At 67.7% G+C, this 23,364-nt stretch carries 29 protein-coding genes; 10 read left to right on the forward strand and 19 right to left on the reverse strand.

The features are described 5' to 3' along the window. Nucleotides 1–36: 36 nt before the first annotated feature. Nucleotides 37–1,296: a hypothetical protein gene (locus tag BR07_RS0111325; RefSeq protein WP_155957010.1), complete on the reverse strand. Its 1,260-nt coding sequence runs from the start codon at nt 1,294–1,296 to the stop codon at nt 37–39. 37 nt (nt 1,297–1,333) lie between these two features. Between BR07_RS0111325 and BR07_RS26985 the strand changes: the two genes are divergently transcribed. After that, nucleotides 1,334–1,501 (forward strand): hypothetical protein, encoded by a 168-nt coding sequence (locus BR07_RS26985; RefSeq protein WP_155957011.1) that lies wholly within the window; start codon nt 1,334–1,336, stop codon nt 1,499–1,501. A 24-nt stretch (nt 1,502–1,525) separates the two neighbouring features. Here BR07_RS26985 and BR07_RS24225 read toward each other — a convergent pair whose 3' ends face one another. Beyond that, a complete protein-coding gene (locus tag BR07_RS24225; protein ID WP_051613301.1) occupies nt 1,526–2,512 on the reverse strand; it encodes a phytanoyl-CoA dioxygenase family protein in 987 nt (328 codons plus the stop codon). Continuing rightward, a complete protein-coding gene (locus tag BR07_RS26605) occupies nt 2,503–3,315 on the reverse strand; it encodes a class I SAM-dependent methyltransferase (protein WP_162246788.1) in 813 nt (270 codons plus the stop codon). The genes BR07_RS24225 and BR07_RS26605 overlap by 10 nt, the downstream gene beginning before the upstream one ends. A gap of 48 nt (nt 3,316–3,363) precedes the next feature. On the opposite strand from BR07_RS26605, the gene BR07_RS26235 reads away from it, so the two are divergent. Continuing rightward, nucleotides 3,364–4,245, forward strand: a complete 882-nt coding sequence (locus BR07_RS26235; protein WP_197027778.1) for a class I SAM-dependent methyltransferase — start codon at nt 3,364–3,366, stop codon at nt 4,243–4,245. Here the strand turns inward: BR07_RS26235 and BR07_RS0111350 are convergent. Continuing rightward, entirely contained in the window at nt 4,226–5,080 is an 855-nt protein-coding gene (locus tag BR07_RS0111350; protein WP_027505550.1) for an alpha/beta fold hydrolase, read from the reverse strand. The genes BR07_RS26235 and BR07_RS0111350 overlap by 20 nt on opposite strands. Before the next feature lie 156 nt (nt 5,081–5,236). Here BR07_RS0111350 and BR07_RS0111355 point away from each other — a divergent pair, with 156 nt between their 5' ends. Beyond that, nucleotides 5,237–6,739 carry a flavin-containing monooxygenase gene (locus BR07_RS0111355; protein WP_037185685.1) on the forward strand — a complete coding sequence of 501 codons (1,503 nt, stop codon included), beginning with the start codon at nt 5,237–5,239 and terminating at the stop codon, nt 6,737–6,739. 18 nt (nt 6,740–6,757) lie between these two features. On the opposite strand, the gene BR07_RS0111360 is transcribed toward BR07_RS0111355, so the two are convergent. From BR07_RS0111360 to BR07_RS0111370, 3 genes are read right to left on the reverse strand one after another with little or no spacing between them, the layout of a single operon-like run. Then, complete coding sequence (locus BR07_RS0111360; protein ID WP_027505552.1) at nt 6,758–7,411, reverse strand: enoyl-CoA hydratase/isomerase family protein; 654 nt, start codon at nt 7,409–7,411, stop codon at nt 6,758–6,760. After that, the gene (locus tag BR07_RS0111365) at nt 7,408–8,061 is read right to left on the reverse strand and encodes a TetR/AcrR family transcriptional regulator (protein WP_027505553.1); all 654 of its coding nucleotides are present in this window, start codon (nt 8,059–8,061) and stop codon (nt 7,408–7,410) included. The genes BR07_RS0111360 and BR07_RS0111365 overlap by 4 nt, the downstream gene beginning before the upstream one ends. A 59-nt stretch (nt 8,062–8,120) precedes the next feature. Next, nucleotides 8,121–8,972, reverse strand: a complete 852-nt coding sequence (locus BR07_RS0111370) for an SDR family oxidoreductase (RefSeq protein WP_027505554.1) — start codon at nt 8,970–8,972, stop codon at nt 8,121–8,123. A 199-nt stretch (nt 8,973–9,171) separates the two neighbouring features. Here BR07_RS0111370 and BR07_RS24240 point away from each other — a divergent pair, with 199 nt between their 5' ends. Beyond that, entirely contained in the window at nt 9,172–10,452 is a 1,281-nt protein-coding gene (locus tag BR07_RS24240) for a sensor domain-containing phosphodiesterase (protein WP_051613303.1), read from the forward strand. A 3-nt stretch (nt 10,453–10,455) separates the two neighbouring features. On the opposite strand, the gene BR07_RS0111380 is transcribed toward BR07_RS24240, so the two are convergent. From BR07_RS0111380 to BR07_RS0111390, 3 genes are all read right to left on the reverse strand, one after another. Further along, nucleotides 10,456–10,926 (reverse strand): MarR family winged helix-turn-helix transcriptional regulator, encoded by a 471-nt coding sequence (locus BR07_RS0111380; protein WP_027505555.1) that lies wholly within the window; start codon nt 10,924–10,926, stop codon nt 10,456–10,458. 30 nt (nt 10,927–10,956) lie between these two features. Then, nucleotides 10,957–12,174: an FAD-dependent monooxygenase gene (locus BR07_RS0111385; RefSeq protein WP_027505556.1), complete on the reverse strand. Its 1,218-nt coding sequence runs from the start codon at nt 12,172–12,174 to the stop codon at nt 10,957–10,959. A gap of 100 nt (nt 12,175–12,274) precedes the next feature. Beyond that, nucleotides 12,275–12,850, reverse strand: a complete 576-nt coding sequence (locus tag BR07_RS0111390; RefSeq protein WP_231476306.1) for a TetR/AcrR family transcriptional regulator — start codon at nt 12,848–12,850, stop codon at nt 12,275–12,277. 98 nt (nt 12,851–12,948) lie between these two features. On the opposite strand from BR07_RS0111390, the gene BR07_RS0111395 reads away from it, so the two are divergent. Beyond that, nucleotides 12,949–13,569, forward strand: a complete 621-nt coding sequence (locus tag BR07_RS0111395; RefSeq protein WP_037185693.1) for an NAD(P)H-dependent oxidoreductase — start codon at nt 12,949–12,951, stop codon at nt 13,567–13,569. A 9-nt stretch (nt 13,570–13,578) separates the two neighbouring features. On the opposite strand, the gene BR07_RS0111400 is transcribed toward BR07_RS0111395, so the two are convergent. Next, complete coding sequence (locus tag BR07_RS0111400; RefSeq protein ID WP_037185695.1) at nt 13,579–13,920, reverse strand: hypothetical protein; 342 nt, start codon at nt 13,918–13,920, stop codon at nt 13,579–13,581. Nucleotides 13,921–14,246: 326 nt separating this feature from the next. On the opposite strand from BR07_RS0111400, the gene BR07_RS24245 reads away from it, so the two are divergent. Continuing rightward, nucleotides 14,247–15,194 (forward strand): ABC transporter substrate-binding protein, encoded by a 948-nt coding sequence (locus BR07_RS24245; RefSeq protein WP_051613305.1) that lies wholly within the window; start codon nt 14,247–14,249, stop codon nt 15,192–15,194. Nucleotides 15,195–15,348: 154 nt separating this feature from the next. Here the strand turns inward: BR07_RS24245 and BR07_RS26240 are convergent, their stop codons facing one another. The 4 genes from BR07_RS26240 to BR07_RS0111425 are packed head-to-tail and all read right to left on the reverse strand — an operon-like array spanning nt 15,349 to nt 17,820. After that, nucleotides 15,349–15,816 carry a preprotein translocase gene (locus BR07_RS26240; protein WP_081821241.1) on the reverse strand — a complete coding sequence of 156 codons (468 nt, stop codon included), beginning with the start codon at nt 15,814–15,816 and terminating at the stop codon, nt 15,349–15,351. Further along, complete coding sequence (tatC, locus tag BR07_RS0111415; RefSeq protein ID WP_027505560.1) at nt 15,804–16,586, reverse strand: twin-arginine translocase subunit TatC; 783 nt, start codon at nt 16,584–16,586, stop codon at nt 15,804–15,806. The genes BR07_RS26240 and tatC overlap by 13 nt, the downstream gene beginning before the upstream one ends. Further along, on the reverse strand, nt 16,583–16,816 hold the full coding sequence (locus BR07_RS0111420; protein ID WP_027505561.1) for a twin-arginine translocase TatA/TatE family subunit: 234 nt from the start codon (nt 16,814–16,816) through the stop codon (nt 16,583–16,585). Before BR07_RS0111420 ends, tatC begins: the two co-directional genes overlap by 4 nt. A gap of 23 nt (nt 16,817–16,839) precedes the next feature. Next, nucleotides 16,840–17,820: an intradiol ring-cleavage dioxygenase gene (locus BR07_RS0111425; protein ID WP_027505562.1), complete on the reverse strand. Its 981-nt coding sequence runs from the start codon at nt 17,818–17,820 to the stop codon at nt 16,840–16,842. A 161-nt stretch (nt 17,821–17,981) separates the two neighbouring features. Here BR07_RS0111425 and BR07_RS0111430 point away from each other — a divergent pair, with 161 nt between their 5' ends. Together BR07_RS0111430 and BR07_RS0111435 are read left to right on the forward strand one after the other, a co-directional pair. After that, complete coding sequence (locus tag BR07_RS0111430) at nt 17,982–18,317, forward strand: nuclear transport factor 2 family protein (protein WP_027505563.1); 336 nt, start codon at nt 17,982–17,984, stop codon at nt 18,315–18,317. A gap of 12 nt (nt 18,318–18,329) precedes the next feature. Then, entirely contained in the window at nt 18,330–19,142 is an 813-nt protein-coding gene (locus tag BR07_RS0111435) for a MerR family transcriptional regulator (RefSeq protein WP_027505564.1), read from the forward strand. A 176-nt stretch (nt 19,143–19,318) separates the two neighbouring features. Here BR07_RS0111435 and BR07_RS0111445 read toward each other — a convergent pair whose 3' ends face one another. Genes BR07_RS0111445 through BR07_RS0111455 form a run of 3 tightly spaced genes read right to left on the reverse strand, consistent with a single transcriptional unit; the run spans nt 19,319 to nt 21,126 of the window. Continuing rightward, the gene (locus BR07_RS0111445; protein ID WP_027505565.1) at nt 19,319–19,654 is read right to left on the reverse strand and encodes a hypothetical protein; all 336 of its coding nucleotides are present in this window, start codon (nt 19,652–19,654) and stop codon (nt 19,319–19,321) included. A 10-nt stretch (nt 19,655–19,664) separates the two neighbouring features. Beyond that, nucleotides 19,665–20,120 (reverse strand): hypothetical protein, encoded by a 456-nt coding sequence (locus BR07_RS0111450; RefSeq protein WP_155957013.1) that lies wholly within the window; start codon nt 20,118–20,120, stop codon nt 19,665–19,667. Nucleotides 20,121–20,142: 22 nt separating this feature from the next. Beyond that, a complete protein-coding gene (locus BR07_RS0111455) occupies nt 20,143–21,126 on the reverse strand; it encodes an arsenic resistance protein (protein ID WP_027505567.1) in 984 nt (327 codons plus the stop codon). Nucleotides 21,127–21,196: 70 nt separating this feature from the next. Between BR07_RS0111455 and BR07_RS0111460 the strand changes: the two genes are divergently transcribed. Together BR07_RS0111460 and BR07_RS0111465 are read left to right on the forward strand one after the other, a co-directional pair. Beyond that, nucleotides 21,197–21,526 carry an ArsR/SmtB family transcription factor gene (locus tag BR07_RS0111460; protein ID WP_027505568.1) on the forward strand — a complete coding sequence of 110 codons (330 nt, stop codon included), beginning with the start codon at nt 21,197–21,199 and terminating at the stop codon, nt 21,524–21,526. Further along, nucleotides 21,526–22,179, forward strand: a complete 654-nt coding sequence (locus tag BR07_RS0111465) for a cation transporter (protein ID WP_037185696.1) — start codon at nt 21,526–21,528, stop codon at nt 22,177–22,179. The genes BR07_RS0111460 and BR07_RS0111465 overlap by 1 nt, the downstream gene beginning before the upstream one ends. A 63-nt stretch (nt 22,180–22,242) precedes the next feature. On the opposite strand, the gene BR07_RS0111470 is transcribed toward BR07_RS0111465, so the two are convergent. After that, on the reverse strand, nt 22,243–23,211 hold the full coding sequence (locus BR07_RS0111470; RefSeq protein ID WP_037185697.1) for a GlxA family transcriptional regulator: 969 nt from the start codon (nt 23,209–23,211) through the stop codon (nt 22,243–22,245). Nucleotides 23,212–23,364 lie beyond the last annotated feature (153 nt).

The raw sequence follows: 23,364 nt of genomic DNA on the forward strand, positions 1-23,364 counted from the left end.
CGTCCACCGGGGTCGGAAGTCCACGACCGCTACGACTCAGGAGGCGCTCTGCTGCTTGTGGTTCCGACGGTCGACACGTGCTGCAACCCCCGCTGCGACGACGGCCGCGCACATCGCCACCACGACCGCGAGTACCGAGCGGGAACCCACGGTCCCGGGGTCGAGAACGAGAATCCGGTCGGCACTACCCGTCCATCCGAACTCGTACGGACGGTCCGGAGGAGCGGACAGTGTGACGACGGCGAGCATGGTCGGGATCAGCAGGCCCACGGAAGTGATCGTCGGATCGGACGGTCGGGACGACAGTAGCGAATAGACGATGGCAGCAGGCAGGACCACGGCATACCCGACGGTGGACACGAGGCCGTACGGGAACAGAGCCGACGCGCAGACGAGCGCGAGGATGCAGCAGCCCACCGGAGTGGAGGGTGCCCACCGCGCTGCGAGGGCGCCGACGGTGAAGCCGGCGATCGCGAGGAGAACGAGCCACCACGCGTTCCACACCATTCCTCCGACGAAGGTGCAGGCCACGGCAAGCCCTGCGCACAAGAATGCACCGCTGTCCGCGGAACCGATGGCTGCCCCGACGATCACGACGACCGTCGCTGCCGCGGCCACTGTCCACTGACCGACGGACGCACTGTAGTCACCGAGGAGCGCGTACACGACCCACAGCAGACTGACCGCAGCGGCCATGCGCCAGTGCACAGTTCGGGGACCACGGGTCACGACGTGCGGCATCGAGATCGTGCTCGCGAGTAGCACTGCGGTCACCACGAGCACCGGGATCGGCACGACCGGCTCGGGGAAGAATGCGTCGCCCGGCAGACTCACCGACCATCGGAAGTGGTCCGGATACTGCTGCGCAACGAGTGGGGAGAAGCGGTAGGCCGATGCGGCTCCGAGAGCCAGAGCGACGAATGCGGTGCGACTGGTGTGGGCCAGTGTCACCGCCGTGACGAGGATCAGTCCGGATCCGACACCGGCCACAGTCACGGACCACGCCGTGGAGATGTCGACCGCCGCCGGCGTTGCCAGGACGGCGGTGCCCGCCGCGCCGACACCGGTGATCAAGCCCCGCCGCGAGTGAGTGAACGCCACACGGACAGCCGTCAATACCACCACGACTGCGACGACGCCGGCCCACGCGGGACTGAGGAACACAGAGCTGACAGGAGAGTCGCGCTCTGCCACCATCAGATCGGTGGGCGGGGTGGACATCACCGCGAGACACGCTGTGTAGGCGCCCGTTCCGGCGGCGGCGCTCGCCCGAGGGTCGTACTGTCGCCACTGCACGGCGACCAAACTACCGCGGTGACACACGGAGGCAGCGATGAGTACCGACCACGAGCAGCCGGACGACCCACGCGCCCACTGGCGCGTTCTGCCGGAGACGGTGTCACCGACCGACGACGGAGTGCAGACGCAGACGACGCAGGTCGATCTCGATGTGCCGCCGTCGTTCGATCCGATTCAGGGAATGGTGCGCACGTACCGCTGACGACGGCCGCTGCCGCCGGCCGACTCAGTCCCGGCGACCCACCACCGGGTTGAGCTCGGAGTCCGCGAGTCCGCCCGGCTCGATGCCGGGGAGGAACTCGCGCCACGTACCGCTGATCAGGGTCGGCGATTCCACGACACGGGTGCCGTCGGCGAAGTAGGTGGTGGCGAGTGCTCGACGCGGCTGCGTCGTCCGGTTCGGGCCCGCAGTGTGGAAGCACAGCGCGGAATGGAACGACACGTCTCCCACTGCGAACGGCTCCGCTTCCACCGCGACGTCACGCTGGAGGAAGCGTTGGGTGACGGCCTCGTCGTACGACGTGCCGACCTTGACGAACTCCAGATCGGCGACCTCGTCCAACACGTCCCGACCGCGGGCGAAGGACAGCGGACCCATCCGGCCCGGGATGGCCGACATCGGCATCCACGCGGTGACGGCGTCGGTGGTCTGCAGGGGGAAGTGTTCGGCGTCGTGATGCCACGGCGTGCGCCCGCAGCCGGGCTCTTTGGACAGCGCATTGTCGTGGTACAGGCGCACTCCGGGCACGTCGAGCAGTGCCGCAGCCAGACCGCCGATGCGGGGCGAGAGCGCCACGGTGCGCATCAGATCGTCGTGGAGCCACATCTGCTCGAGCGCGGTGAATCGCCCGGCGACGTCGTCACCGTGCTCCGCGCGCAGCAACTCCTCGAGTCGCTCGGCGAGGCGGCGCACCACCGCCGGCGACAGCACTGCGGGCAGTCGCACGAAAGCCTGCCGTGCGAAGGCCTCGACGGAAGCGGGATCGAGGGCGTAGGGCTCGGCCAGCTCGCGCTCGATCTGCTCGTCCGTGGCGGCCTCGACATCGGGCAGGCCGGGACCCTCGACCAGTTCGGCGGGCGCCGCATCGTTCGCGGCCAGGGTGACGTACCAGTCCCACCAGTCCTGATCGTCGCCTGCCCAGTCCTGATCGATACCGCCGTCCCGGTTCTGTTCGGGCAGGCGATCATTGGTGGTCGAGTCGTTCAGAGCCACAGCAGCGCCGCCTCGTGTGAGAAGGTGTAGGAACCGGACGCGTCGCGGCATGAGGCCAGGTACTCGCCCAGCACCGGAGCGGCTTCCATCTCTTCCAGCGACACCGAGTCGTCGAACGCGCAGCGCTGGAGAAAACCTTCGGCGATGCCACGGTCGGAGGTACCGGTCGTGTAGGTGACGCGCTGATCGCGTACGTCCGCGCCGGCTCGTGTCAGTGCGTCGCGCACCTGCTCGGCGGTCGTGTACGGCGTCGCCTCGCGCACCCCGGCGCGGAAGGCGTCGTAGAACGCGAGGTAGTGCGAGGCCGCCGTGGCCTGTGCGACCAGGCCCAGGCCTCCGGGAGCCAGTGCGGCCACGAATCGTTCTGCCGCAGCGTCCAATTCGTCCGGCGGCAGTGCGTAGAGAGCGTGGGTGGCCCAGACGACGTCGTAGCCGGCGTGATCCGCGGGGAGGTCCTGCAGGGTCATCACCAGGTCATGCCGGGCCGCGAACGGCGCGCCGAGCGCGCCGCGTGCCTCGGCGACGGAGAACGCGGACGGGTCGAGAAGGTCGTAGGCCAGCTCGGGAACCGCCGACAGGTCGGTGTAGCGGCGCAGCGCGGTGGGGAACTTTCCGCTGCCGCACGCCACGTCGAGCAGCGACCAGCCCTCGTGCGCGCGGTCGCCGAGGAGCGTCGGCCAGTCGGCGGCCAACGCCAGCTGCCGGTAGTCCTCGGTCGCGAGAGCGTAGAACGCCTCCATGCCCGTGCGACCGGCTTCGCTCCAGTGCTCGAGGCTGCGCTCTGCTGTGTCTCCGCTGCTCATGTCACTCCTCCTGAAAGGAGCCGACCGCAACACACCGGATGAGGCGTCGTGATTGACTCGTATCTGATGTCCAACATAGCTGCGCCACCGCCCACCGAGCTCGCCGCAGTGCTTCTCGACGGTGTGCGCGCCGTGCGGCGGGGAGCTCCGGCCCTGGCCGGCCTCGAACCCGACTCCTACGCCCGCCTGCATTCCGCTTTCGAACTGCTCTCCGATCAGCGCGATCTGATCGCCGAGCACCTTGCCGGCAGGCTGGGTACCAGGGGGGACGGACCGATCTCGGTGCTGTCTGTGGGATGCGGTGACGGCGTGCTGGACGTCCGTCTCGCCGCCGGTCTGGTGTTGGCGGTGCCAGGGCGCCCCGTGCGGTACGTCGGAATCGATCCGTGGATCGGCAGTGTCGAGCGCTTCACCGCCACGATGGCCGCGCTGGGTGCCGACGAGCTGAGTGCCGACGGCCACGTGGCGTCGTTCGGTGACTCCCCGGTGGACGACGAGACCTTCGACGTCGTGATGTTCGTGCACTCGATGTACTACGTCGCCGACGTCGGGGCGACCCTGCGCGCTGCTCTCGCGCTGCTACGTCCCGGCGGCGAACTGTGGGTGGCCGTCGCACCGTCGGCCGAGCTGAACGCGCTGGTGGGAGTTCTCGCACCTCCGCTCGAGGGTCATCGACAGTGGTTCAGCGGTGACGTCGGAGACGCCTTCGTCGACGCCGGGATCGTCGTCGACGACGTGGCCACTCTGCACGCGCTGGTCGATCTGGCGTCCGCGAGCGACGAGGTGCTCGACTTCGCGGTGCAGGCCAGGCTGACCCCCGATCTACAGGGCCCGGTGCGGGCCTACCTCGACGCGGTGTCGGTCGCCGGCGCGGACGGAGGCCTTCGAGTGCCGCATCCGGTGGACGTGTTCACCGCGTCCCGTCACTGACCCCGTCCCGCAGTGCGTCGTCGATCGTCTCGCCCACGGCAGCCGCGCCCACGGCGGTCATGATCGTGCCGGCATGATCGAGGCCGTCCAGTGCTCTGACGGACGTCAGCTCGAGAGCGTCGATGTCCTGCGGCGAGTACATCGGCGGAGACCCTGCCCCGACGCTCCACTGCGCGTGCAGAAATCGGATCGGCACCGTCAGGTCGCGGAACCGCGAGTCGCCGAAGAAGACGTCCGTGGCGTCCGCGACGACCGCATCGGTCGACAGCCGGATCGCACCGTCGGCCAGATCATGAGCGGCGTACTCCCGGAGGAGCGGATCGTCACGGTCCAGCAGCGGTAACGACGTCGACACCAGGAAGTCGAGGTAGTCGTCGAGGTCGTCCCATCGCTGCCGCGTTCGCGCGATCCTGTCCTCGAACACGGCCGCGACGGTGTCTCGGGTGAGACCGGCAGGCGGTTCCACCGGCACGCCTCCGTCGACGAGAACGAGACTCTTCGCTCTGGACGGGAACCGGGCTGCGAATTCCACTGCGGCGAATGCACCCATCGACATGCCGCACACGTGCACGGAGTCGAGTCCCAGGGCCTCGAGAACGGCGTCCAGATCGTCCGCGTGACGGGCGAGCGACGACGCGCCCGTGACGTCGACGCTGTCACCGCGGCCGCGGAGGTCCGGCGCGACGAGCGTCAGGTGTGGCGCCTCCGCGTGCAGCCAGTTCCACAGCATGCGCTGGCTGGACACCCCGTGGATCACGAGGATCGGATCGGAGCTGCCCGTGAGTGTCTCGACGGTGATGTGTCCGCCCGACACCGGTACTCGTTCGACGGTCATGGTGCAGACACTAGGAGGTCGGACCCCGTGATGACGGTGGAAGTACGTGCGCTGCACGTTTCGCTGTCCGATTCGGGTCACGGTTGTACCGTCGCAGAGTCACGAGGCCACGAGGGATGCACCTCGACGGCCACACACCGTCGAAGAAGGGGCCTCATGCCCGACACGTCACCGCGCAGGCACCACGAGATCGTCATCGTCGGCGGAGGCTTCTCCGGCCTGGGTACCGCTATCGCGCTCCGCAAGGCCGGTTTCGACGATCTTCTCATCGTCGACGACGGTGACGGTCCCGGCGGCACGTGGCAGTGGAACACCTATCCGGGCGTGGCGGTCGACATCCCGTCCTTCAGCTACCAGTTCTCGTTTGCTCAGCGATCCACCTGGTCGCGCAGCTACGCCCCCGGCCGCGAGTTGCGTGCCTACGCCGAGCAGATCGTCGACGAGTACGGCCTGGCGCCTCATCTGCAGTTCGGCACGCGCGTACACGGGGCCTCGTTCGATGCGCCGTCCGCGACGTGGTCGATCTCGACCAGCGCCGGCGACGTGACGGCACGCTGGTTGATCCACGCGGGCGGGCCGCTGAGCCAGCCCAAGCTCCCCGACATCGAGGGCATCGACACCTTCGAGGGCGCGACAATGCACACCAGCCGGTGGAACCACGAGGTCTCGCTGGCCGGTAAGCGGGTCGGCATCATCGGTACCGGCGCGACGGCGGTGCAGGTGGTCCCGGAGATCGCACCGGAGGTGGACCATCTGACGGTGTTTCAACGCACGCCCATCTGGTGCCTGCCGAAGCCGGACTTCCCGCTCGGCCGGATGGGACGGGCGAGTCTCGAGGCAGTCCCCGGAGTCCGGCAGATCGCCCGCCTGGCGAGCCAGGCGTTCGTCGAGGCGACGTTCCCGGTGCTGGCGCACTTTCACAAGTGGGTTCCCGCCACCGCGGCTCTCCAGGTCGCCGCGCGTCGGTACATCGCCGCACAGGTACACGATCCGGCCACACGGGACGCCCTGACTCCGACCTACGCGCTCGGGTGCAAACGGCCGAGTTTCCACAACTCGTATCTCTCGACGTTCAACCGGGACAACGTCTCTCTGCAGACGACGTCCATCGAGGCGATCACGCCCGGCGGCATCCGCACGAGCGACGGCGTGCAGCACGAGCTCGACGTGTTGGTCCTCGCCACCGGATTCAAGGTCACCGACAGGGACGCACTGCCGACGTATCCGCTCACCTCCGCCGACGGCACCGATCTGGCGGAGCACTGGGACGCCGAGAGGTTCCACACCTATCAGGGCGTCGCGACTGCGGGCTTTCCGAACTTCTTCACCGTCTTCGGCCCCTACGGATACAACGGCGCCTCGTTCTTCACCCTGGTCGAGAACAGTGCCGCGCATATCGTGCGTGTCCTGACCGAGGCTCGTCGACGCCGGGCCACCTTCGCCGAGGTGACCTCGGCGGCGCAGGAGCAGTACATGAGCGCGATACTGGCACGTCGGTCGTGGCAGGTCTTCACCGATCCGACGTGTGCCGGCGCCAACAGCTACTACTTCACCGCGAACGGGGACGTGCCGTTCCGGGCGTCGACCACTCCCGAGGCGGCATGGCGCAGCCGCCGATTCCCCCTGGCCGACTACGCCTTCGGTGGACGGGCGGGCTGATCGCCGCCGAGGTCGAACTCAGCTCGCGCGCAGAGCCGCGACGACCGGCGCGAACATGGTGGTCTTGATCGCGCCGAGGGTGCCGCGGTCCTTGCCGGCAATGGGCGTGATCCGCTCGATCGCGGCACCGACGACCTCGTCGTCGGGGGCGATGGCGTCGACGAGTCTCGCGGCCAGTGCGTCGTCGCCGCCGTAACGGTGCCCCGTGGTCATCGCGACGACGGCGTCCTGCGGTGACAGCTTCGCCTGGATCAGCGCCGCCATGCCCGGGGTGAAAGGAATGTTGATGTCGACCTCGGGGAAGCAGTAGTAACCGCGATCGGCTCGCATGGTGCGGAAGTCGTGCGCCAGAGCGAACATCGCGCCGGCGCCGAAGGCATGGCCGTTGACGGCGGCGACGGTGGGGAGCGGGAACGTCAGGATGCGGGCGAACAGAGCGTGCACGCGGCCGACGTACCAGTCGGCGCGCTCGCCGTTGGCCATGAGCCAGTCGAGGTCGAGTCCGTTGGAGTAGAACTTTCCGGTGCCGACGGTGACGAGTCCGCGGGCGTCGGCTTCGACCGTGTCGAGCTGGGCGCCGACGGTGTCGAGCCAGTCCGGGGAGAAGCGATTCTCGTCGTCCCCGAGGGTGAGGACGGCGATGCCGTCGCGGAGGTCGAGGGTGGCGGTCATGAGGAGGCCTTTCGTGTGGGCGGGGCGTGATCCGTGGTCGGTGGGGGCAGGGCGAGAATGCCGCGGACGGCGGCGGCAAGTCGTTCCCGGGCGGCGATGTCGGGTGATGTGGTGCCGCGCAGCAACAGTGCTGTCGGGAGCCCGACGACGCAGTCCTTGACGACGGCGACGCTCTCACGATCGGCGCGGTTCCACAGGGCTCGGGAGAGTTGGACGAGCAGTGCGGCCAGTGTCTCGTCGAGGGTGCGCAGGTCTGCGGCGACCTCGTCGGGCAGGTCGTCGGTGCCCAACAGCTCTCGCCGCGAGACCGTCATGAGAAACCTTGCTGCGACGGGTGATTCGGCGAGGAAGGCAGCCGGTGCGTCTGCGGCTGCCACGACGGCCCGGACGGCGGAGTCACGTCCGGGTCGGTGCTCGAGTGCCGTGGTCACCGCATCGTTCTGCAGAGTGAGCATCCGACGTGCGTCACGGACCCACACTCGTCCGAGGAGGCCCGCTCGTGACCCGAACGCATGATAGATGGCGCCGTTGGAGATCGAGGTGCGCTCCGACATCGCGCGGATCGTGACGGCGGAGGCGCCGGAGTCGACCGCCAGCGACTCGGCGGCGTCCATCAGCGCGTCGAGGTCGTGGAGGCGGGGGCGAGGCACCACCGAACCATACCAGAGCATGTGCTCTGTTACGGCACGGTGGTCGCCGGCGGGCTGCCTCAGGCGGGTGGTCGGTAGCCCGGGGGATTGGGCTCGTCGACCCAGATGTCCACTGCGAGTTCGCCTCCCGGCGTGCAGTCGTATGCCGACAGGTCGGTCACGCCCGACTCCAGCAGGACGTCCTCGCACAGCAGAGTCTGTCCCGTGTAGTCGCGGGCCGGTCTGCTCAGCACCGCGTACGCCGCGTCCGCGTAGATCTCGGGCTTCCGTGCCTCGCTCATCGCCTTGTCGCCGCCGAGCAGGTTCTGCACCGCGGCGGTCGCGATGAACGTGCGAGGCCACAGCGTGTTCGATGCGATGCCGATCTCCCGCATCTCCTCCGCGATTCCCAGGGCGCACAACGTCATCCCGAACTTGGCCATCATGTAGGGGGTCGGCACGAGCCACCGTTGTTCGAGGCGCAAGGGCGGTGAGAGCGTGAGGACGTGCGGGTTGTCGCGGCCCTTCATGTGGGGCAGGCACGCCTGCGACACGGCGTACGTCCCGCGCACCTGGATGCCGTTCATCAGATCGAACTGTTTGAGAGCAACCTCGTCGATGGATCCGAGGTTGATCGCCGAGGCGTTGTTGATGCAGATGTCGATGCCACCGAACTGCTCCACGGCGGCGCCGACGGCGGCCTGCACCGCCTCGCCGTCACGAACGTCTCCGACGATGGGCAGCGCCTGCCCGCCCGCCTCCTCGATCTCCGCGGCCGCGGTGTGCACGGTCCCGTCGAGCTTGGGGTGGGGTTCGGCAGTCTTGGCCAGCAGCGCGATGGTGGCGCCGTCCGCTGCGAGGCGCTTCGCGATGGCCAGCCCGATTCCGCGGCTGGCCCCGGAGATGAACACGGTCTTACCCGAGAAAGTCATGAGGCATCCGTCCTTCGTCGATGTCGCGGTGAACGGTGAGTACCGCGGACACCTCGGACCGTAGCAGAGCGGATGCTCGGTTACTCGAACCCCGATCAGCGTCCCGACATGCGCAGGACCCGTAGGCTGGGGGTGATCACAGTCGCTCCGTAGTCGAGCGGCGGCGGACCAACCCCGGAAGTCCGTCGGAGAGGGTGGCGTGCAGCGCATCGTCGATCCCGAATCCCGCGCGGTCGAGGCCGTCCTGGCGGACGTGTGGGGAGCGCGATCGGTGTATCAGCCGATCGTCGACCTGGACTCCGGGGTGGTGGTCGGTTACGAGGCATTGGCTCGGTGGCCCGCGGTACCCGGTGTGGATGTCGGACGGGTATTCGACGAGGCGGCGGATCGAGGTGTGGTGCGTGAGCTCGACTGGGCATGCCGACTGGCCGCACTCTCCGGTGCCGCGGAGGCCGGTCTGAGTACCGAGTACAGCGTCTTCATCAACGTCGAACCGCACAACGGGCCCGTCATACCCGACTTCGCACGGAGAATGCTCGACAGCTTCGACCGGCCGATCAACGTCGTGATCGAACTGACCGAGAGGTCGCTGCTGTCCGATCCCGCCACGTTGCTGGCGGTGGTCGACGCTGCTCGACGACTCGGGTGCTCGGTGGCCCTCGACGACGTCGGGGCCAACGAGGCCACGGTCACCATGCTGGAGTTCGTGGCACCGGACATCATCAAGTTGGACTGCACGCTGGTGCAGTCCGATCCGAGTCCGGCACAAGCGCGTGTCATCGCTGCGGTGCGTGCGCACGCCGAGTTCACCGGCGCGACGATTCTCGCCGAGGGTGTGGAGAACGAGGAGCATCTGGCCCGTGCCAGAGCGCTCGGTGCCACCCTGGGGCAGGGCTGGTTGTTCGGCCGACCCGCGGCGTTGCCGTCCGACACGTCGCGACGCCGCGACGTTCTCGACCGGACGCCGTCGGTGGTGTCACGTAGACGGTCGTCGGCCGGTTCCGCAGTGCCGGAGGTGCCGTCCGACCTGTTCGGGGAGATCCCACCCCTGGTGGGGCGAAAAGCGTTCGTGCTGAGCATGGCTCGTGAGATCGAGGACCACGCCCGCGGCGCTGTGGACCCACTCATCGTGCTCTCGGCATTCCAACGTGCCCGGTGGTTCGCGCCGAACGTGGTCGACCGGTACGCCGATCTCGCGGCCCTGCACCCGTTCATCGCCGCGCTGGGGGTGGGCCTGCCGGACGAGCCGGCCCCCGGAGTGCGCGGTGCCGCACTGGATGCAACAGAACGATTCTCGGGCGAGTGGACGGTGACGGCGGTGGGCCGGCACTACTTCGCGGCGCTGATCGCTCGCGACCTCGGCGATGTCGACGTTCCCGACGCCGATCGGCGATTCGAGTTCATCCTCACGCACGACCGTCGTCTGGTCGTGTCGGCGGCACGGTCGCTGATGAGGCGCGTGCTGCCGTCTCGCGGATGATCCTCACGCGTCCTCGACGTGACCTTCCGCGTCGGAGACCCCCGGCAGCACATCGGCGAATCGAACGAGGAATTCGCTGATCGCGTCCACGGTGTCGGCGTCGTAGTCGCCGAGTGCAGTGTCGAGCGCCGCCGAGGACCGTCGAAGAAAGGGGTCGATCCGCTCGTGGGCGGCCTCGGTGGCCCGCAGCGTCACCGATCTGCGGTCTCTGCTCTCGCGGTTGCGGGAAACGAACCCCCTCTCTTCCAGCCGGTTGATCAACGCCGTGGTGGCACCGGAGGTGAGGCCCACCCGCCGCGACAGCGCCGCGGGAGTCAGCGGGCTGCCTTCGCGTTCGGCCCAGATCACCTCTCCCAGTGCGGTTCCGTCCGTGGTCGGCAGGTCCATCCAGCGGGCGAGGAGATGCGCCGATTCCTGGTACCTCACCGCGTACAGCCGGAGGGCCTGGAGAACGCGCGTCTGGGGTGAGGTCATCGGTGGGTGGTCTTTCCCGCGTGGGCGATGTCAGGCACGGAGACGAGGGTATTCCGCGAGGCGGGGAACATGCTTCTCGCTCGTCAGGAGGGTCGACTGGAACAGTCTGCGCACCGGCGCCGAAGCCGCCACGCGGTGGCCGACGCGGAGTGCCCGCACTCCCGTGGGAGACATCGGATGCAGCAGCTTCGCGCCGCCGCGGGGGAGTCCTTGCGCGCTGTCGGCATAGCCACGCATGAGCTCCTCGTAGCGAGCGAAGGCGAGGTCCGGTCGATCGGGGTGCGCGGCCAACTCGCCGGTGAGGATGTGCGCTCCGACCAGGGAGAGTGTGGTGCCCATTCCGGTCGGACCCGAGCCCCACGCGGCATCCCCGACGAGCGCCACCCTGCCCTTGCTCCAGGTGGAGACGAGTACCTGTTCCATGCGCTGGGTGTAGAACTCGTCCGGCCGGGCCGCGAACCCCGCCACGATGCGGTCCGTCTGCCATCCGGCACCGCGGAACCGTTCACGCAGAATCTCCACTTGGGTTGCCACGGGCAGTTTCTCGAAGCCGAACGGCTCGGACCGGAAGGACATGCTCGCTCTGATGGTGCCCTCGTTGTCCGGCCTGACGGACGCGACGCGTCCGCGGGTCGCCGTGTACCAGTCCCACGTGTTCACGTCCTCGGGACGCCGATCGAGGGTGCCGTAGGTGATGCTCACACCGAAGTCGCGCAGCTCGGTCTCGGCTCCGAACATTAGGCGCCGTGTGCGAGAACTGCGTCCTTCGGCGACGAGCACCAGGTCGAAGCGCTCGGTGGATCCGCTGTCGAAGGTCACGTCGACACCGGAGGCATCCTGCTCGATGGCGGAGATGAAGTCACCGAAGCGGCGTTCGACACTGTCGGGGACCGCGTCGACGAGGATCTGCGCCAGTCGGCCCCGCAGGATCTCGATCTCCGCGGTGGGGCCGTCGCGACCCTCCTCGCGAGGGAAGACTGCGGAGGGTTCTCCGCGCTCGTCGACGAAGCGGGTGCCTTCTTCCCCGGTGAGGTGCTCCATGATCGAGTGATCGACACCCATGCGTCGGACGATCTCTCGGCCGAGGCCGCGAATGTCGATGTTCTGTCCCGTCTCACGCGGCGACGCCGACCGTTCGAGCAGGGTGACGTCGAAACCGGTGCGTGCAAGCCCCCATGCGAGGGTCGGGCCGGCAACACTCGCGCCGGTGACGAGGACGCGGACGGGGTGCTGCTGTGAGGCGGTCACGGTCGAGCCTTTCGATGGGGGGTCGAGGCCGACCCGCCACCACTATAACTTCACTGTGAAGTAACTTCACCATGAAGAGTGTTTTGCGGCCTCGTCTCGGTCAGTCGGCGATGCGTCGACGACTGCGTTCCACTCCGTCGACGATGGTCGCCGTCAGTTCGTCGTACGCCTCCCGGGTGTCCAAGTTTCCCGCAGCTGCTTCTGCCGAGAGTGCCTCCGCTGCACCGAGAACGGCCGTCATGGTCGACGCCGGAAGCGCTCCCTCGGCGAACGGTTCGAGGAATGATCGACACCGATCCGAGTAGGCGGCGTCCGACCGGCGCTTGTAGCCGGCCAACTCGGGTGCGCCTTCCAGGGCCGCGGCGACGCCCGCCAGTTCGCGCCCGTGGGTGACCACGCAGTCGACGTGCGCCGTGGCGATGGCGCGCGCTCGCTCGGCAAGTGAGTGCTCGACCGCGTCGAGCGCCTGCTCCAGTGCGAATGTCTGCGTCGCGTCGTACGCCTCGAACAAGGCCACCAGCAAGGCTGCGCGTGAGGGAAAGTGACTGTAGACAACAGGTTTGGTGATACCGGCCGCGTGCGCGAGTCGACCCAGCGTCAGTGCGTCGGTGCCTTCCTCGCGCACGATCGTCCAGGCGAGGGCCACCAGTTGCCCGTGGCGATCCTCTCTCGTCATTCGCACCCGTGCCATCGACACCGCCTCGTCTCTTATGTACCGTTGGTAACCTACCATCGGTAACTTACTGATGGTACATCCCGACCGAGAGGATCGTCATGACCGCGCTCGTCGTCGTCGCCCACCCCGACCCCACGTCGTTCACCCAGCGTCTCGCTCGCTCCGTCGCCGACCGACTCACCGAGGACGCCGTGTCCACCGCTGTTGCCGACCTTCATGCCGAGGGCTTCGATCCACGGTTCTCGCTCGAGGACCGCGCCGGATATCCGGCGGGTGGGACTCCTCCTGCGGATGTGCTCGCCGAGCAGCGTCGCCTGGACGGTGTCGACGACCTGGTTCTGGTCTTTCCGGTCTACTGGTGGTCGATGCCCGCGCTCCTCAAGGGGTGGGTCGATCGCGTCTTCACCGACGGGTGGGCATTCGACACCGGAGTCACGCCGACCGGACGCAGGCTCGACAACCTGACCGTGCATCTGGCCATGGTCGCGGGGGAGGACGCCGAGGGCTTCGCGAAGCGCGGCTACGACACCGCCCTGTCCACCCAGATCATCACTGGCATTCTCGGATACACCGGCGCGCGAACCGGGCACACGGGAATCGTCCACGACGCGGAGTCGCGCTCACGTGACTCCCTCGCCCGGGATGCGCGGGCGATCGTGGACGGCGTGGCGGCCCGGGTCCGTTCCTCGGCGGCGGAGGCTTCCGGTGCGCGGGCGTGAACTCGGTGGCTAGGCCACCGTGAAGCGAACCGTGTTGCCCGCGGGGTCGAGCAGGGTGGTGTTGAGTGGAGCGTCCGTGGTGAGGGTCAGTCCCGCTCGGCCGGAACCGATGTCGATCGCGATCTGCTCGGTCCACTTCCTGCCCGCGGGTGGGACCGTGCCGATGGCGGCCGACTCGAGATGGACCATCCAGGTCCCGCCTGTCGGCTTCGCGCCGCTGTAGGGATCCACGCGAGGTGCGTCGGTGTTGTTCAAGTTCACGTAGATGGCCAGTGGGCACGCGTCGGTGACGAACGTCCTCCAGGTCAGAGTGACTACGGCGATGCCGGGCCTTTCGTGGGGTGTGTACACTTCGCTACCCACCTCGCCGGCGCACGGCAACGACATTCCCCGGCCCAGTGAGATGTTGTACGGGAAGGGTGTGAACTCCTGGTGGTGGGCCGATGCGAGGCCGGGTTATGTCGCGAGTACGCCGACGACTGCGGAACCTGTGACGGCCAGACGTCTGAACCACGAGGAAGACGCGAGTGGCACGATACGGGACGAAAGGGACCAGGGTGGTGGGTGAGCGCGAGTCCGGTCGGCGTTGCGGTGTCGTTGACGCATCGTGACCGTTCACACATGCTCGGGCCCGAGCTGGCACCACAATGCTGTCGGCCACCTCGCTACGGTGAGGCGTGCATTACCAATCCTTTACCAAAGTCTTCGCAGTTGCCGGTGCCGTCGCGGTGCTGACCGCCTGCAGTGCGGACGTCTCGGCCGACGACGCCACGGGCCGCACGGTCGACACCAGCCTGGGGGCCATCGTCGTCCCCGACGAGATCCGGTCGGTCGTGGTCATCGACGGGCGTCGGGATCTGGACATCGCCCTGTCCTTCGGCCTCCCTGTCGTCGGCATGCCCGTCGAGTCCGAGGCTCCGCCGGAGATCCCGGGGCCGTTGACGGCACCGACCCGAGACCTGCTGTCGCGGGGAGTCGCGGAGCTGTTCCCGCGCAACAGCATCGACATCGAAGCCGTGGCCGCAGCGGATCCCGACCTCATCATCGCGCGTGACGAGGTGGTCGAGGAGATCTACGACCAGTTGAGCGCCGTCGCGCCTGTGCTCCCCGTGGGGTCGACCGATTCCGGGGTGTCCTGGCAGGACGACGTGACCAGGGTCGGTGCGGCACTGGGTCGCGAGGACACGGCCGCCACCCTGCTCGACGAGTACTCGGACCGCGTCGCCGCGCTCCGACAACAACTCGCAGGACCTCTCGGTGACACGACGGTGCTGTCGATCGCCACCGGAGACGGCGGTGGCATCTCGATCAACAGGGAGCGAATCACCTCGCTGGTGCTGGAGGACGTCGGAGCTCGATTCGGACAGGCCTGGCAATCGGCTCGTCCCGAGGCCGACTTCGCAGCGGAGAACATCCCTGTCGCAGCGGATTCGGACGTTCTTCTCGCGGCCATCACGTCGAGTGACGATCTACGAGCACTGGAGTCGAATCGACTCTGGGCCGATCTGCCGGCTGTGCGGGACGGGCGGGTGGTGCGAACGGACAAGTTCACCAACGACGGTGGGCCGATCACAGCGCAGTGGTCACTCGACCTCGTCGAGCAGATGTACGGGTCGGCCGGCTGAGCGGTCACCGGCGCGGAGTGCTCGGCACAGGCGTCGTCGACCAGCTGCACGGGTCGCAGCGCACCACACCCCCTCCAGCCGGCTGAAGGGGGTGTGGACGACGTGGAACCCGTGCGGCGTCCCTCATGTCGAGCGACACTGCCGACTGGAAGCCCTACAGCGTCTCTCGCTGGAGGTCTTTCGCATCAGCGGCAGGCGCGTCTGCCTCCGTCACGAGTCTCGCAGCGATTCGTCGGGGGTCGTCGGCGGGCAACGAGGCGATGAGGGTGCGGACGGGGTGCGAGGACGGTCCTGTCACCAGGTACTTCTGGCCCGGCCGTATCCGCTCCGCCTGCTCGATCATGTCGTCGGTCACGACGGTGTTCGGGGTGGTGTCGTGGAGTGCGTCGCGCACGATGCGTCGTGGGTCGTACTGCCGTAGGTCGAGCGACTCCCACTCCGAACGGTGAAGCGGCACGCCCATTTCCCGCTCCGCCGTGGCGCGCGTCGTCTCGACGAACTGCTTCAGCGTTCGAATCGCGCGGGTGAGGTGGTGTGCGTAGCCGGGCAGCCGGCTCGGTCCGAGGACGAGGCCGGCGATGACGGCGACGAAGAACAGCTTCTCGAGAGTCAGTCCGAACATGGGGTTCTCCCGATCGTGGTGGGGTTCGAGGTGAGTGCCCGCCGGTCGTGCACGGTGGTGATGGCCACGGCGGCTCCGAAGAGCGCCGACATCGGCAGTGCGACGAGAAACATCGACAGCACGTCGGCCGCCGGCGTGACGAGCGCGCTGAAGAGGGCGATGACGACGACGATGATCCGCCAACTGCTGCGTAGCCGGTGGGCGGACAGGACCCCGAGGCAGTTGAGCATCACCAGCAGTACGGGGAGGACGAACGCGACTCCGGTGGCGAGGACGATCTTCATGGTGAAGTCGACGTAGTAGGAGGCGTCGAGGATGGTGCTGTCCTGATCGGAGGAGAAGCTCGCGAGGACGGTGACCATGCGGGGGAAGATGAGGAAGCCGAAGGCGCATCCGGCGGCGAACAGTGGCACCGCCGCCGCGGTGAAGCCGAGAACGTACTTCTTCTCTCGAGCCGTGAGGCCGGGGGTGAGGTAGGCGAACAGTTCTCGCAGCCAGACCGGGCTCGACAGGATGATTCCCGAGAAGAGGCCGATCCTCATCTGCAGGTCGAAGGCCCCGGTGACGGTGTCGTAGTTCAGGCTGGCCTGACGGGACTGCGCGAGTTCCTCCACCGGTGTGCGCAGGACGTCGAGGATCTGGTCGGAGAGTACGAAGCCGAGAATCACTCCGACGACCAGCGACACCGCCGCGCGGGTCGCGCGGCGGCGTGCCTCGCTGACATGCCCGGCGAGGGGCATCGTGCCTCGCGCGGCGGTGGTCGTGGTCATGAGGCGTGTCGGTACGGCACCGGGACGCCGTCCGCGGCGGTCGTGGTCGAGTCGACGGCGTCGACGCGTCCCGTCGACGGCGTGGGGGTGTCGTCGCGGACCTCGTCCTTGAGGATGCGCATGGACTGCCCGACGCCTTTGGCGAGGGAGGGGAGCTTGGTCGAGCCGAAGACGAGAAGCAGGATGGCGAGGACGATGAGTGCGTGCCAGCCGGTCAGGTTGTGCAACATGATGATTCCTTCTGTGTGAGTGGTCAGTTGGACGGTGCGGCGGGAGGGGTCCCGCCGCCCATGGGAGGTTGTCCGCCGCCGCCGGGCCCGCCCCCTGCGGGTGCTGCGCCGGCGGCGGGTTCGGTGGTGGTGTCGACGGCGACGGCCAGTGATCCGACGTAGCCGGAGGTGGGGTCGCCGGTGAAGGTGCCCATCTCGAGGCTGTGTCCGTCGCCGAACACGTTGTCGTTGTCGAGACTGCCGATCTGCGCGAGGTTCTCGGTCGACCCGGCGTAGGTGTCCAGCTGGTAGACGGCGTCGAGCATGTCCCGGGGGAAGGCGACCTGGGAGGTGGCTATCGCGTTGTCGGCGGTGGTGGCGGAGGCGACGTCCGGGTAGACCTCGAAGTGGATGTGCGTCCAGCGGCCGGAGTAGCAGGCCGGGACGATGGTCGTGAATGTCACGACGCCGGCGGCATCGGCGACCTGGACGCCGCGCAGATATGTTTCGTCCTCGATGCCGTCGGAGTACATCGAGTACTTGCCGGCTGCGTCGCAGTGCCACAGGTAGACGGCGGCGCCGGTGAAGGGGTTGTTGTCGTTCGCGAGGTCGGTGACGGTGAAGGTCATCGACAACGGGACTCCGGCGGCGACGGTGCCGCCGTCCAGGCTCGAGGTGACGTCGGCGCGGACGATTCCCGATTCCTCGAGGACGTTGACGCCGTTGCTTCCGTCGGCCGGGTAGGGGCCGTTGGTCTCATCGGGGATCTCGTTCGTGGCGACTGCGGCGGTGGCGACAGCGGTGGCGGTCGTGGTGCTCGCGGTGTCGGACGACCCCGAGCACGCGGCCAGGGCCAGTGCTCCGGCTCCGGCGCCGACGACGCTGAGGACTCTGCGGCGTGTGACGAGAGTGGCGATGTCGAAACCAACTCCCTGATCGACGACGTCATCGTCGGGCCGGGGGAGTGGGCGCCCGGCGTAGGTGGGCCCGTCGGGTGTGGGGGTGGGTTCCGGAACGGTGCTCATTGCGGTGGCTCCTCGGTTGTCGCGGTGTGCGTTTCGGTGTGGAGTCGATACTTCGTGAGGTTCCGGGGAGCGGCCTGCACGCCAGCTGTGAGGCACCCGGGAGTGTGTGTGGTCCGGCCACCACTTGACCTTCACCTCGGGGCAGGGCTGATTCTCGACGCATGACCACCACAGATGCTCCCGACGTCGTTCTCCGCTACCTCGACGCCGCCGACCGCGACGACAGCGACTCACTCACGACCTGCTTTGCTCCGGACGGAACTGTGACGGACGAAGGCCACACCTATCGGGGCCGCGACGAGATCCGCGCGTGGCGTGAGACCGTGGCCGGCCGCTACACCTACACCACGACTGTGACGGGGTCCGAGCTCGTCGATGCGAGGAATCATCGAGTCTCGGTTCGTATCGCCGGGAACTTCCCCGGTGGGGTGGCCGACCTCGTCTACCGATTCGAGCTCGCCGACGGCGTGATCGCACGGTTGACCATCGGTGGATGAGAGACTGGGTCCGTGGCGGCGCGGGTGACCATCGGCGAGTTCTCGACGATGACGAGACTGACGCGAAAAGCGTTGCGGCTCTATCACGATGCTGGCCTCCTGGAACCGGTCGACGTCGATCCGTCGAGCGGGTACCGCTATTACGACGTCTCCCAGGTCGCGAGTGCACAAGTGATCAAGCGACTGCGCGACCTCGACATGCCGCTTCCTGATGTGCGGTCCTACGTCACCGCCGAGAACGACAGTGTTCGGCGCAGTGTGCTCACGCAGCACCTCGATCGCCTGGAGTCGGAATTGCGGCGGACGCACGACGCGGTGTCGTCTCTCCGTGCACTGGTGAACGAGTCGACGACGTCGCCGTCGATCGAGATGCGGACCGACCCCCCGATCGTCGCCGTGGCCGTCAGCGGCACCGTGACGCTGTCCGGCGTCGCGGACTGGTGGAATACCGCGCACCACACCCTGATCGAGCGCCTGAGTAGTGCTGGGATCGAGGCTGTCGGGCCGCTCGGGGCCGACTTCGACAAGGAACTGTTCGCGGACGAGACGGGCTCCGCATCATTGTGGTACCCCGTCGACGCGGCGCGTGCCGCTCGGTGCGCTCTCGACGTGGTGACGGTTGCCGGAGGCCACTTCGCCGTGGCGCTGCACGACGGTCCGGACGCCCGGATCGACGAGACGTACTCTGCGCTCGGCACCCATGTCGCAGAGCACGGCATCAGACGAGAAGGACCCGTGCGTGAGCGCTATCCGCGAGGCGTCGTCTTCGAGGGTGAACTGGTGACGGAGATCGGCTGGCCGGTCCGGGACCCCACCGCGCTGTGACCGCGACCGTCAGGGTCCGGTTGCGCGCGTTGCGTGATGACGATTGTGAGTGGTGGTGATGACCACGCTACGGAACGTAGAGGGCGAGGACGTGTGGCCGACATTCACGGCGGACACCTGGAAATCGGTCCAGATGCGCACCGCCGCAGCGACGACGAGGACGAGTGCTGCCGCGATCACGAGGTCACCCGACCCTCGACGGCCGAATTGTGGCGGCGTGTGATGACGACGTGGGGAAGAAAGTAGCCGATCGTCAGCACTGCCGCGCTCAGCGCGATGGGTCCCGCGAACGAGTGTGGCCACAACGCCGGTCCGAGGTAGAAGCTGCCGAGCATCAGCGCGAAGACGCCGAACGCGCGAAGCAGGCGAATTCTCGTCGTGATCCGAGTCGCGGTGTTCTCATGTGTGAGCGACAGAACGACTCGCGGGTTCTCCCGAGCCGTGACCTTGGCACCCACTGCAGCAAGAGTGCTGCCGATGACGACGAGCGCGACGGCCGGGATCACGGTCATCTGCTTCTCCTCACGTGGCGGATCTCCTCAACGTACCGATCGGTTCGTACGGCGGCTCCTCATGGCCCGTCTGTGGGCGGACGCCGCGCGGCGTCCACCAACAGCGATGCCTCGCGTAGCCCAGCCCGGGGGGCGTCTCCCTCAGTGCTTTCACTGCCATCACTCTGGACGGCGCCGACGCCACGGCAGTATCGACGTCAGCACGCGGAACCTCGGCTGGATCGAGGGCAGGCGTTCGCCTCGTCGACCGGGCGCTGCCACCGAGGAACCACGCCCTGACGAGAGCCGTACCGGCGTAGGCGACGAGGACGACGCACGCTGCTGCTTTCGCGACATGCCACCACGACGGCGCCGAGACGAGCTCGGAGACCGCGTCGGGGAGGACGAGCGCGGCGAAGAACACCAGGAAGAACGTCGTGCCCGCTTTCTCCACAGCAGGTCGTTCGAACCACGGGCGATCTGTCATACGTCCACCATCACACACGGCATCAGGTTCGCGCGGCGGGTACGAGCCTCGGAACCAGTCGCACGTAGACCACCATGCCGAGCAGCTCGACCAGTGTCTGTGTCACCACCACGACGGCAGCGAGGTCGAGTGCCGGCGGAAGGGCGAGGGCAAGGGGGAGAACGACGAGAGAGTTACGAGTCGCACCCGAGAAGACGAGTGCCCGTGTCGACGGCACGTCCTGACCGAACACCCGACCCACGCCGATGCCAGTCGGCGCCATGACCACGAGAAACGCGACGAAGACGAGGGCCGCGACGATGAGTCGGTCGAACTCGCCTCGGACCGAATCGATCTGCGACGCGACGACCACCGCGAGCGTCGCCATCATGAGGGGCACCATCGCGGCGGCCATCACGTCCATCAGCTGCAGGCCGACCCGATGCCGTCGGGCGAGTGCTTGCGTCAGTGCGGCCACCGTCAGAGGGACGACGATGAGCAGGATGAAGGCCTCCACGAACGGTGCCACGTCGATGACGGCCACCGTCTCGGATCCGGCGAACACCCACAGCCAGAGGGGAAGCAAGGCGACCTGCAGCAGCATCAGCAAGGGAGCGGCAGCGAGAAGCCGCGTCGACGCGGCACCCGCGAGCCCACTGAACACGATGACATAGTCGATACACGGAGCCAGCAGGACGAGCACGATGCCCACGAGTACCGCCCTCTCGTCCGCGACGACCCGCGTGAGGGCGAGGACGACCACCGGGACCACCACGAAGTTGAGGACCCCGACGGCTGCGAGGAAGCGGACATCGCGGAGGGATCGACCGATCTCCGCGAACGGGACTGCCAGGAACGTCGCGTAGAGCAGGGCGACGAGTACCGGATCGATGGCGTGTTCGAAGGTCGGGGCTCTCTGCGGGAAGGTCAGCCCCACAATGGCTCCGACGGCCAGTGCCGCGAGATACAGGCCGATCTGGTGTCTGTCCCACCACTGTGCGGCGGGGCTGTTCGCCCAGTCGGTCATGCGTCGACACTAAGCGAGGGAATCACTGATCAGCAATCCATGAATTCAGAATCAGCTGTACTGTGTCGCCATGGACGTTCTCACCCCGGTGGCCGCACTGGCTCGTTTCGGCCAGGCTCTGTCCGACGAGACTCGGACACGCGTGTTGCTCGCGCTTCGTGACGGACCCCGGTATCCCGCTGAGTTGGCGGACGAACTCGAGGTGAGTCGACAGAAGCTGTCCAACCACCTCGCCTGCCTTCGTGGCTGCGGTCTCGTCGTCGCGGTGCCGGACGGACGGCGATCACGGTACGAATTGGCGGACGCCACCGTCGGCGCGGCGCTGGGAGAATTGATGACCGTGGTTCTCGCAGTGGACCCCTCGCTGTGCGCCGCCAGCGCCGAGGACGGGTGTTGCTGATGGACACGAACGCCGACACGCTGTCGCGACGGCAGGTGGTGACTCGACGCGTCCGGTGGCTCGTCGCGGCCACCATCGCCTACAACATCGTGGAAGCCGCTGTGGCCGTCACAGAGGGTGTCCGGGTCTCGTCGACCGCGCTCATCGGGTTCGGGTTGGACTCCGTCATCGAGGTGTCCTCGGCCGCGGCGGTGGCATGGCAGTTCTCGGCGCGCGACCCCCGTGCGCGCGAGGCGATCACGCTCAGGGTCATCGCCTTCTCCTTCTTCGCGCTCGCGGCCTATGTCGCGGTCGACGCGGTGGCATCGTTGCTGGGTTCGCGTGACCCCGAACCGTCGACGGTCGGAATCGTGGTCACGGCGGTGAGCGTCGTGGTCATGCCGATGCTGTCGTGGGCCCAGCGACGAGCCGGTCGCGAACTCGGTTCTGCCACGGCGGTGGCCGATTCGAAGCAGACCCTTCTGTGCACGTACCTGTCGGCCGTCGTCCTCGTCGGGCTGGCGCTGCATGCGACTCTCGGATGGTCGTGGGCCGATCCCGTTGCTGCTCTTGTCATCTCGGTTCTTGCGGTGCGTGAGGGCAGAAATGCATGGAGGGGCGACGTCTGCTGCGAGTCACCGCGGTCGGGGTGTGGCGCAGCCACCAGCAGATGACCGCCACCACACCCTCGAGGTCGACGCAGTCCACCATCCTTCCGGCCCGATCGGACCTTCCGGTCAGGCCGGGAGGTGCGCCCGATCGCGTGAGGTGAAGTGGCGGCGGTACTCCGACGGCGTGGTCGAGAAGGAGACGGCGAAGCGTTGACGAAACGTCACCGGGCTACCGAATCCGCACGCGGACGCCACGGCGTCGATGGACCAGTCCGTCGTCTCGAGCAGCCGCCGGCTCTCGTCGAGCCGACGTTCGAGAACCCACCGCGCGGGCGTCGCGCCCGTCGAGCGCGCAAAGTGACGAACGAAGCTGCGGCGGCTCATGCGCGCATGATCGGCCAGGCGGTCGATCGACATCTCCGCGTCGAGATGGCCGAGGATCCACTCCTGGACATCGGCGATGGTCGTGTCGGCGGCAGGTTCGCCGAGAGGCCGTTCGATGTACTGCGCCTGCCCACCCTCGCGGTGCGGTGCGATCACCAGCTGCCGCGCGACCCGAGTGGCGGCGGCGGCGCCCAGATGTTTTCGGACGAGGTGCAGACACGCGTCGATCGAGGAGACGGTTCCTGCCGAGGTGACGACGTCGCCGTGATCGATGTAGAGAACGGACGGGTCCACGGTGCTGCCGTCGCTGCGCTCCGCGAGGTCGGCGAGTGCAGCCCAGTGCGTCACGACGGAGCGTCCTTCCAGGAGGCCCGCATCGGCCACGGCGAAGGCGCCCAGACACAGGCCGATGATCACGGCGCCGCGCGAGTGTGCCTCGCGGACAGCGTGTCCGACGGTGTCGCCGAGACGCGGGAGCGACGTGTGCCAGGACGGCACGATCACGATGTCGGCCGTGGTGGTGACATCTGGACCCACCACGTCACCGAGCACGTATCCCTCGGAGGTCCTGATGCTGCCGGGCGAGTCCGACCACAGCGTCGTCTCCCAGTCGGATGCCAGACCCAGCCGCTGCACCTCGCCGAACACCATGAGCGGGGCGGCGAGGTGGAACATGGTGACGTCGTCGAACGCGTAGATCGCGATACGCACGGGTGACTCCTCCGATACAGAACTCGAGTTGGCTCGAATCCATCGTAAGCGTGCATACGTGCCACTGTTCTGCGACCGAAGGCGGGAGAACACTGAGGTGGTGGGTCGGCCCGGTCGGGCAGACCACGTGACACACCGTCAGGAAAGAGGAGA

The organism is Rhodococcus sp. UNC23MFCrub1.1 (assembly GCF_000686025.1).
Lineage (GTDB): Bacteria > Actinomycetota > Actinomycetes > Mycobacteriales > Mycobacteriaceae > Rhodococcoides.

Bases quoted from the DNA above. Each gene is read 5' to 3' on its own strand.
- BR07_RS26985 (WP_155957011.1), top strand. From the start codon at position 1,334: ATGAGTACCGACCACGAGCAGCCGGACGACCCACGCGCCCACTGGCGC.
- BR07_RS26605 (WP_162246788.1), bottom strand. From the start codon at position 3,315: ATGAGCAGCGGAGACACAGCAGAGCGCAGCCTCGAGCACTGGAGCGAA.
- BR07_RS0111350 (WP_027505550.1), bottom strand. From the start codon at position 5,080: ATGACCGTCGAACGAGTACCGGTGTCGGGCGGACACATCACCGTCGAG.
- BR07_RS0111355 (WP_037185685.1), top strand. From the start codon at position 5,237: ATGCCCGACACGTCACCGCGCAGGCACCACGAGATCGTCATCGTCGGC.
- BR07_RS0111360 (WP_027505552.1), bottom strand. From the start codon at position 7,411: ATGACCGCCACCCTCGACCTCCGCGACGGCATCGCCGTCCTCACCCTC.
- BR07_RS0111370 (WP_027505554.1), bottom strand. From the start codon at position 8,972: ATGACTTTCTCGGGTAAGACCGTGTTCATCTCCGGGGCCAGCCGCGGA.
- BR07_RS0111380 (WP_027505555.1), bottom strand. From the start codon at position 10,926: ATGACCTCACCCCAGACGCGCGTTCTCCAGGCCCTCCGGCTGTACGCG.
- BR07_RS0111390 (WP_231476306.1), bottom strand. From the start codon at position 12,850: ATGACGAGAGAGGATCGCCACGGGCAACTGGTGGCCCTCGCCTGGACG.
- BR07_RS0111395 (WP_037185693.1), top strand. From the start codon at position 12,949: ATGACCGCGCTCGTCGTCGTCGCCCACCCCGACCCCACGTCGTTCACC.
- BR07_RS26240 (WP_081821241.1), bottom strand. From the start codon at position 15,816: ATGTTCGGACTGACTCTCGAGAAGCTGTTCTTCGTCGCCGTCATCGCC.
- tatC (WP_027505560.1), bottom strand. From the start codon at position 16,586: ATGACCACGACCACCGCCGCGCGAGGCACGATGCCCCTCGCCGGGCAT.
- BR07_RS0111420 (WP_027505561.1), bottom strand. From the start codon at position 16,816: ATGTTGCACAACCTGACCGGCTGGCACGCACTCATCGTCCTCGCCATC.
- BR07_RS0111425 (WP_027505562.1), bottom strand. From the start codon at position 17,820: ATGAGCACCGTTCCGGAACCCACCCCCACACCCGACGGGCCCACCTAC.
- BR07_RS0111430 (WP_027505563.1), top strand. From the start codon at position 17,982: ATGACCACCACAGATGCTCCCGACGTCGTTCTCCGCTACCTCGACGCC.
- BR07_RS0111445 (WP_027505565.1), bottom strand. From the start codon at position 19,654: ATGACCGTGATCCCGGCCGTCGCGCTCGTCGTCATCGGCAGCACTCTT.
- BR07_RS0111450 (WP_155957013.1), bottom strand. From the start codon at position 20,120: ATGACAGATCGCCCGTGGTTCGAACGACCTGCTGTGGAGAAAGCGGGC.
- BR07_RS0111455 (WP_027505567.1), bottom strand. From the start codon at position 21,126: ATGACCGACTGGGCGAACAGCCCCGCCGCACAGTGGTGGGACAGACAC.
- BR07_RS0111460 (WP_027505568.1), top strand. From the start codon at position 21,197: ATGGACGTTCTCACCCCGGTGGCCGCACTGGCTCGTTTCGGCCAGGCT.
- BR07_RS0111465 (WP_037185696.1), top strand. From the start codon at position 21,526: ATGGACACGAACGCCGACACGCTGTCGCGACGGCAGGTGGTGACTCGA.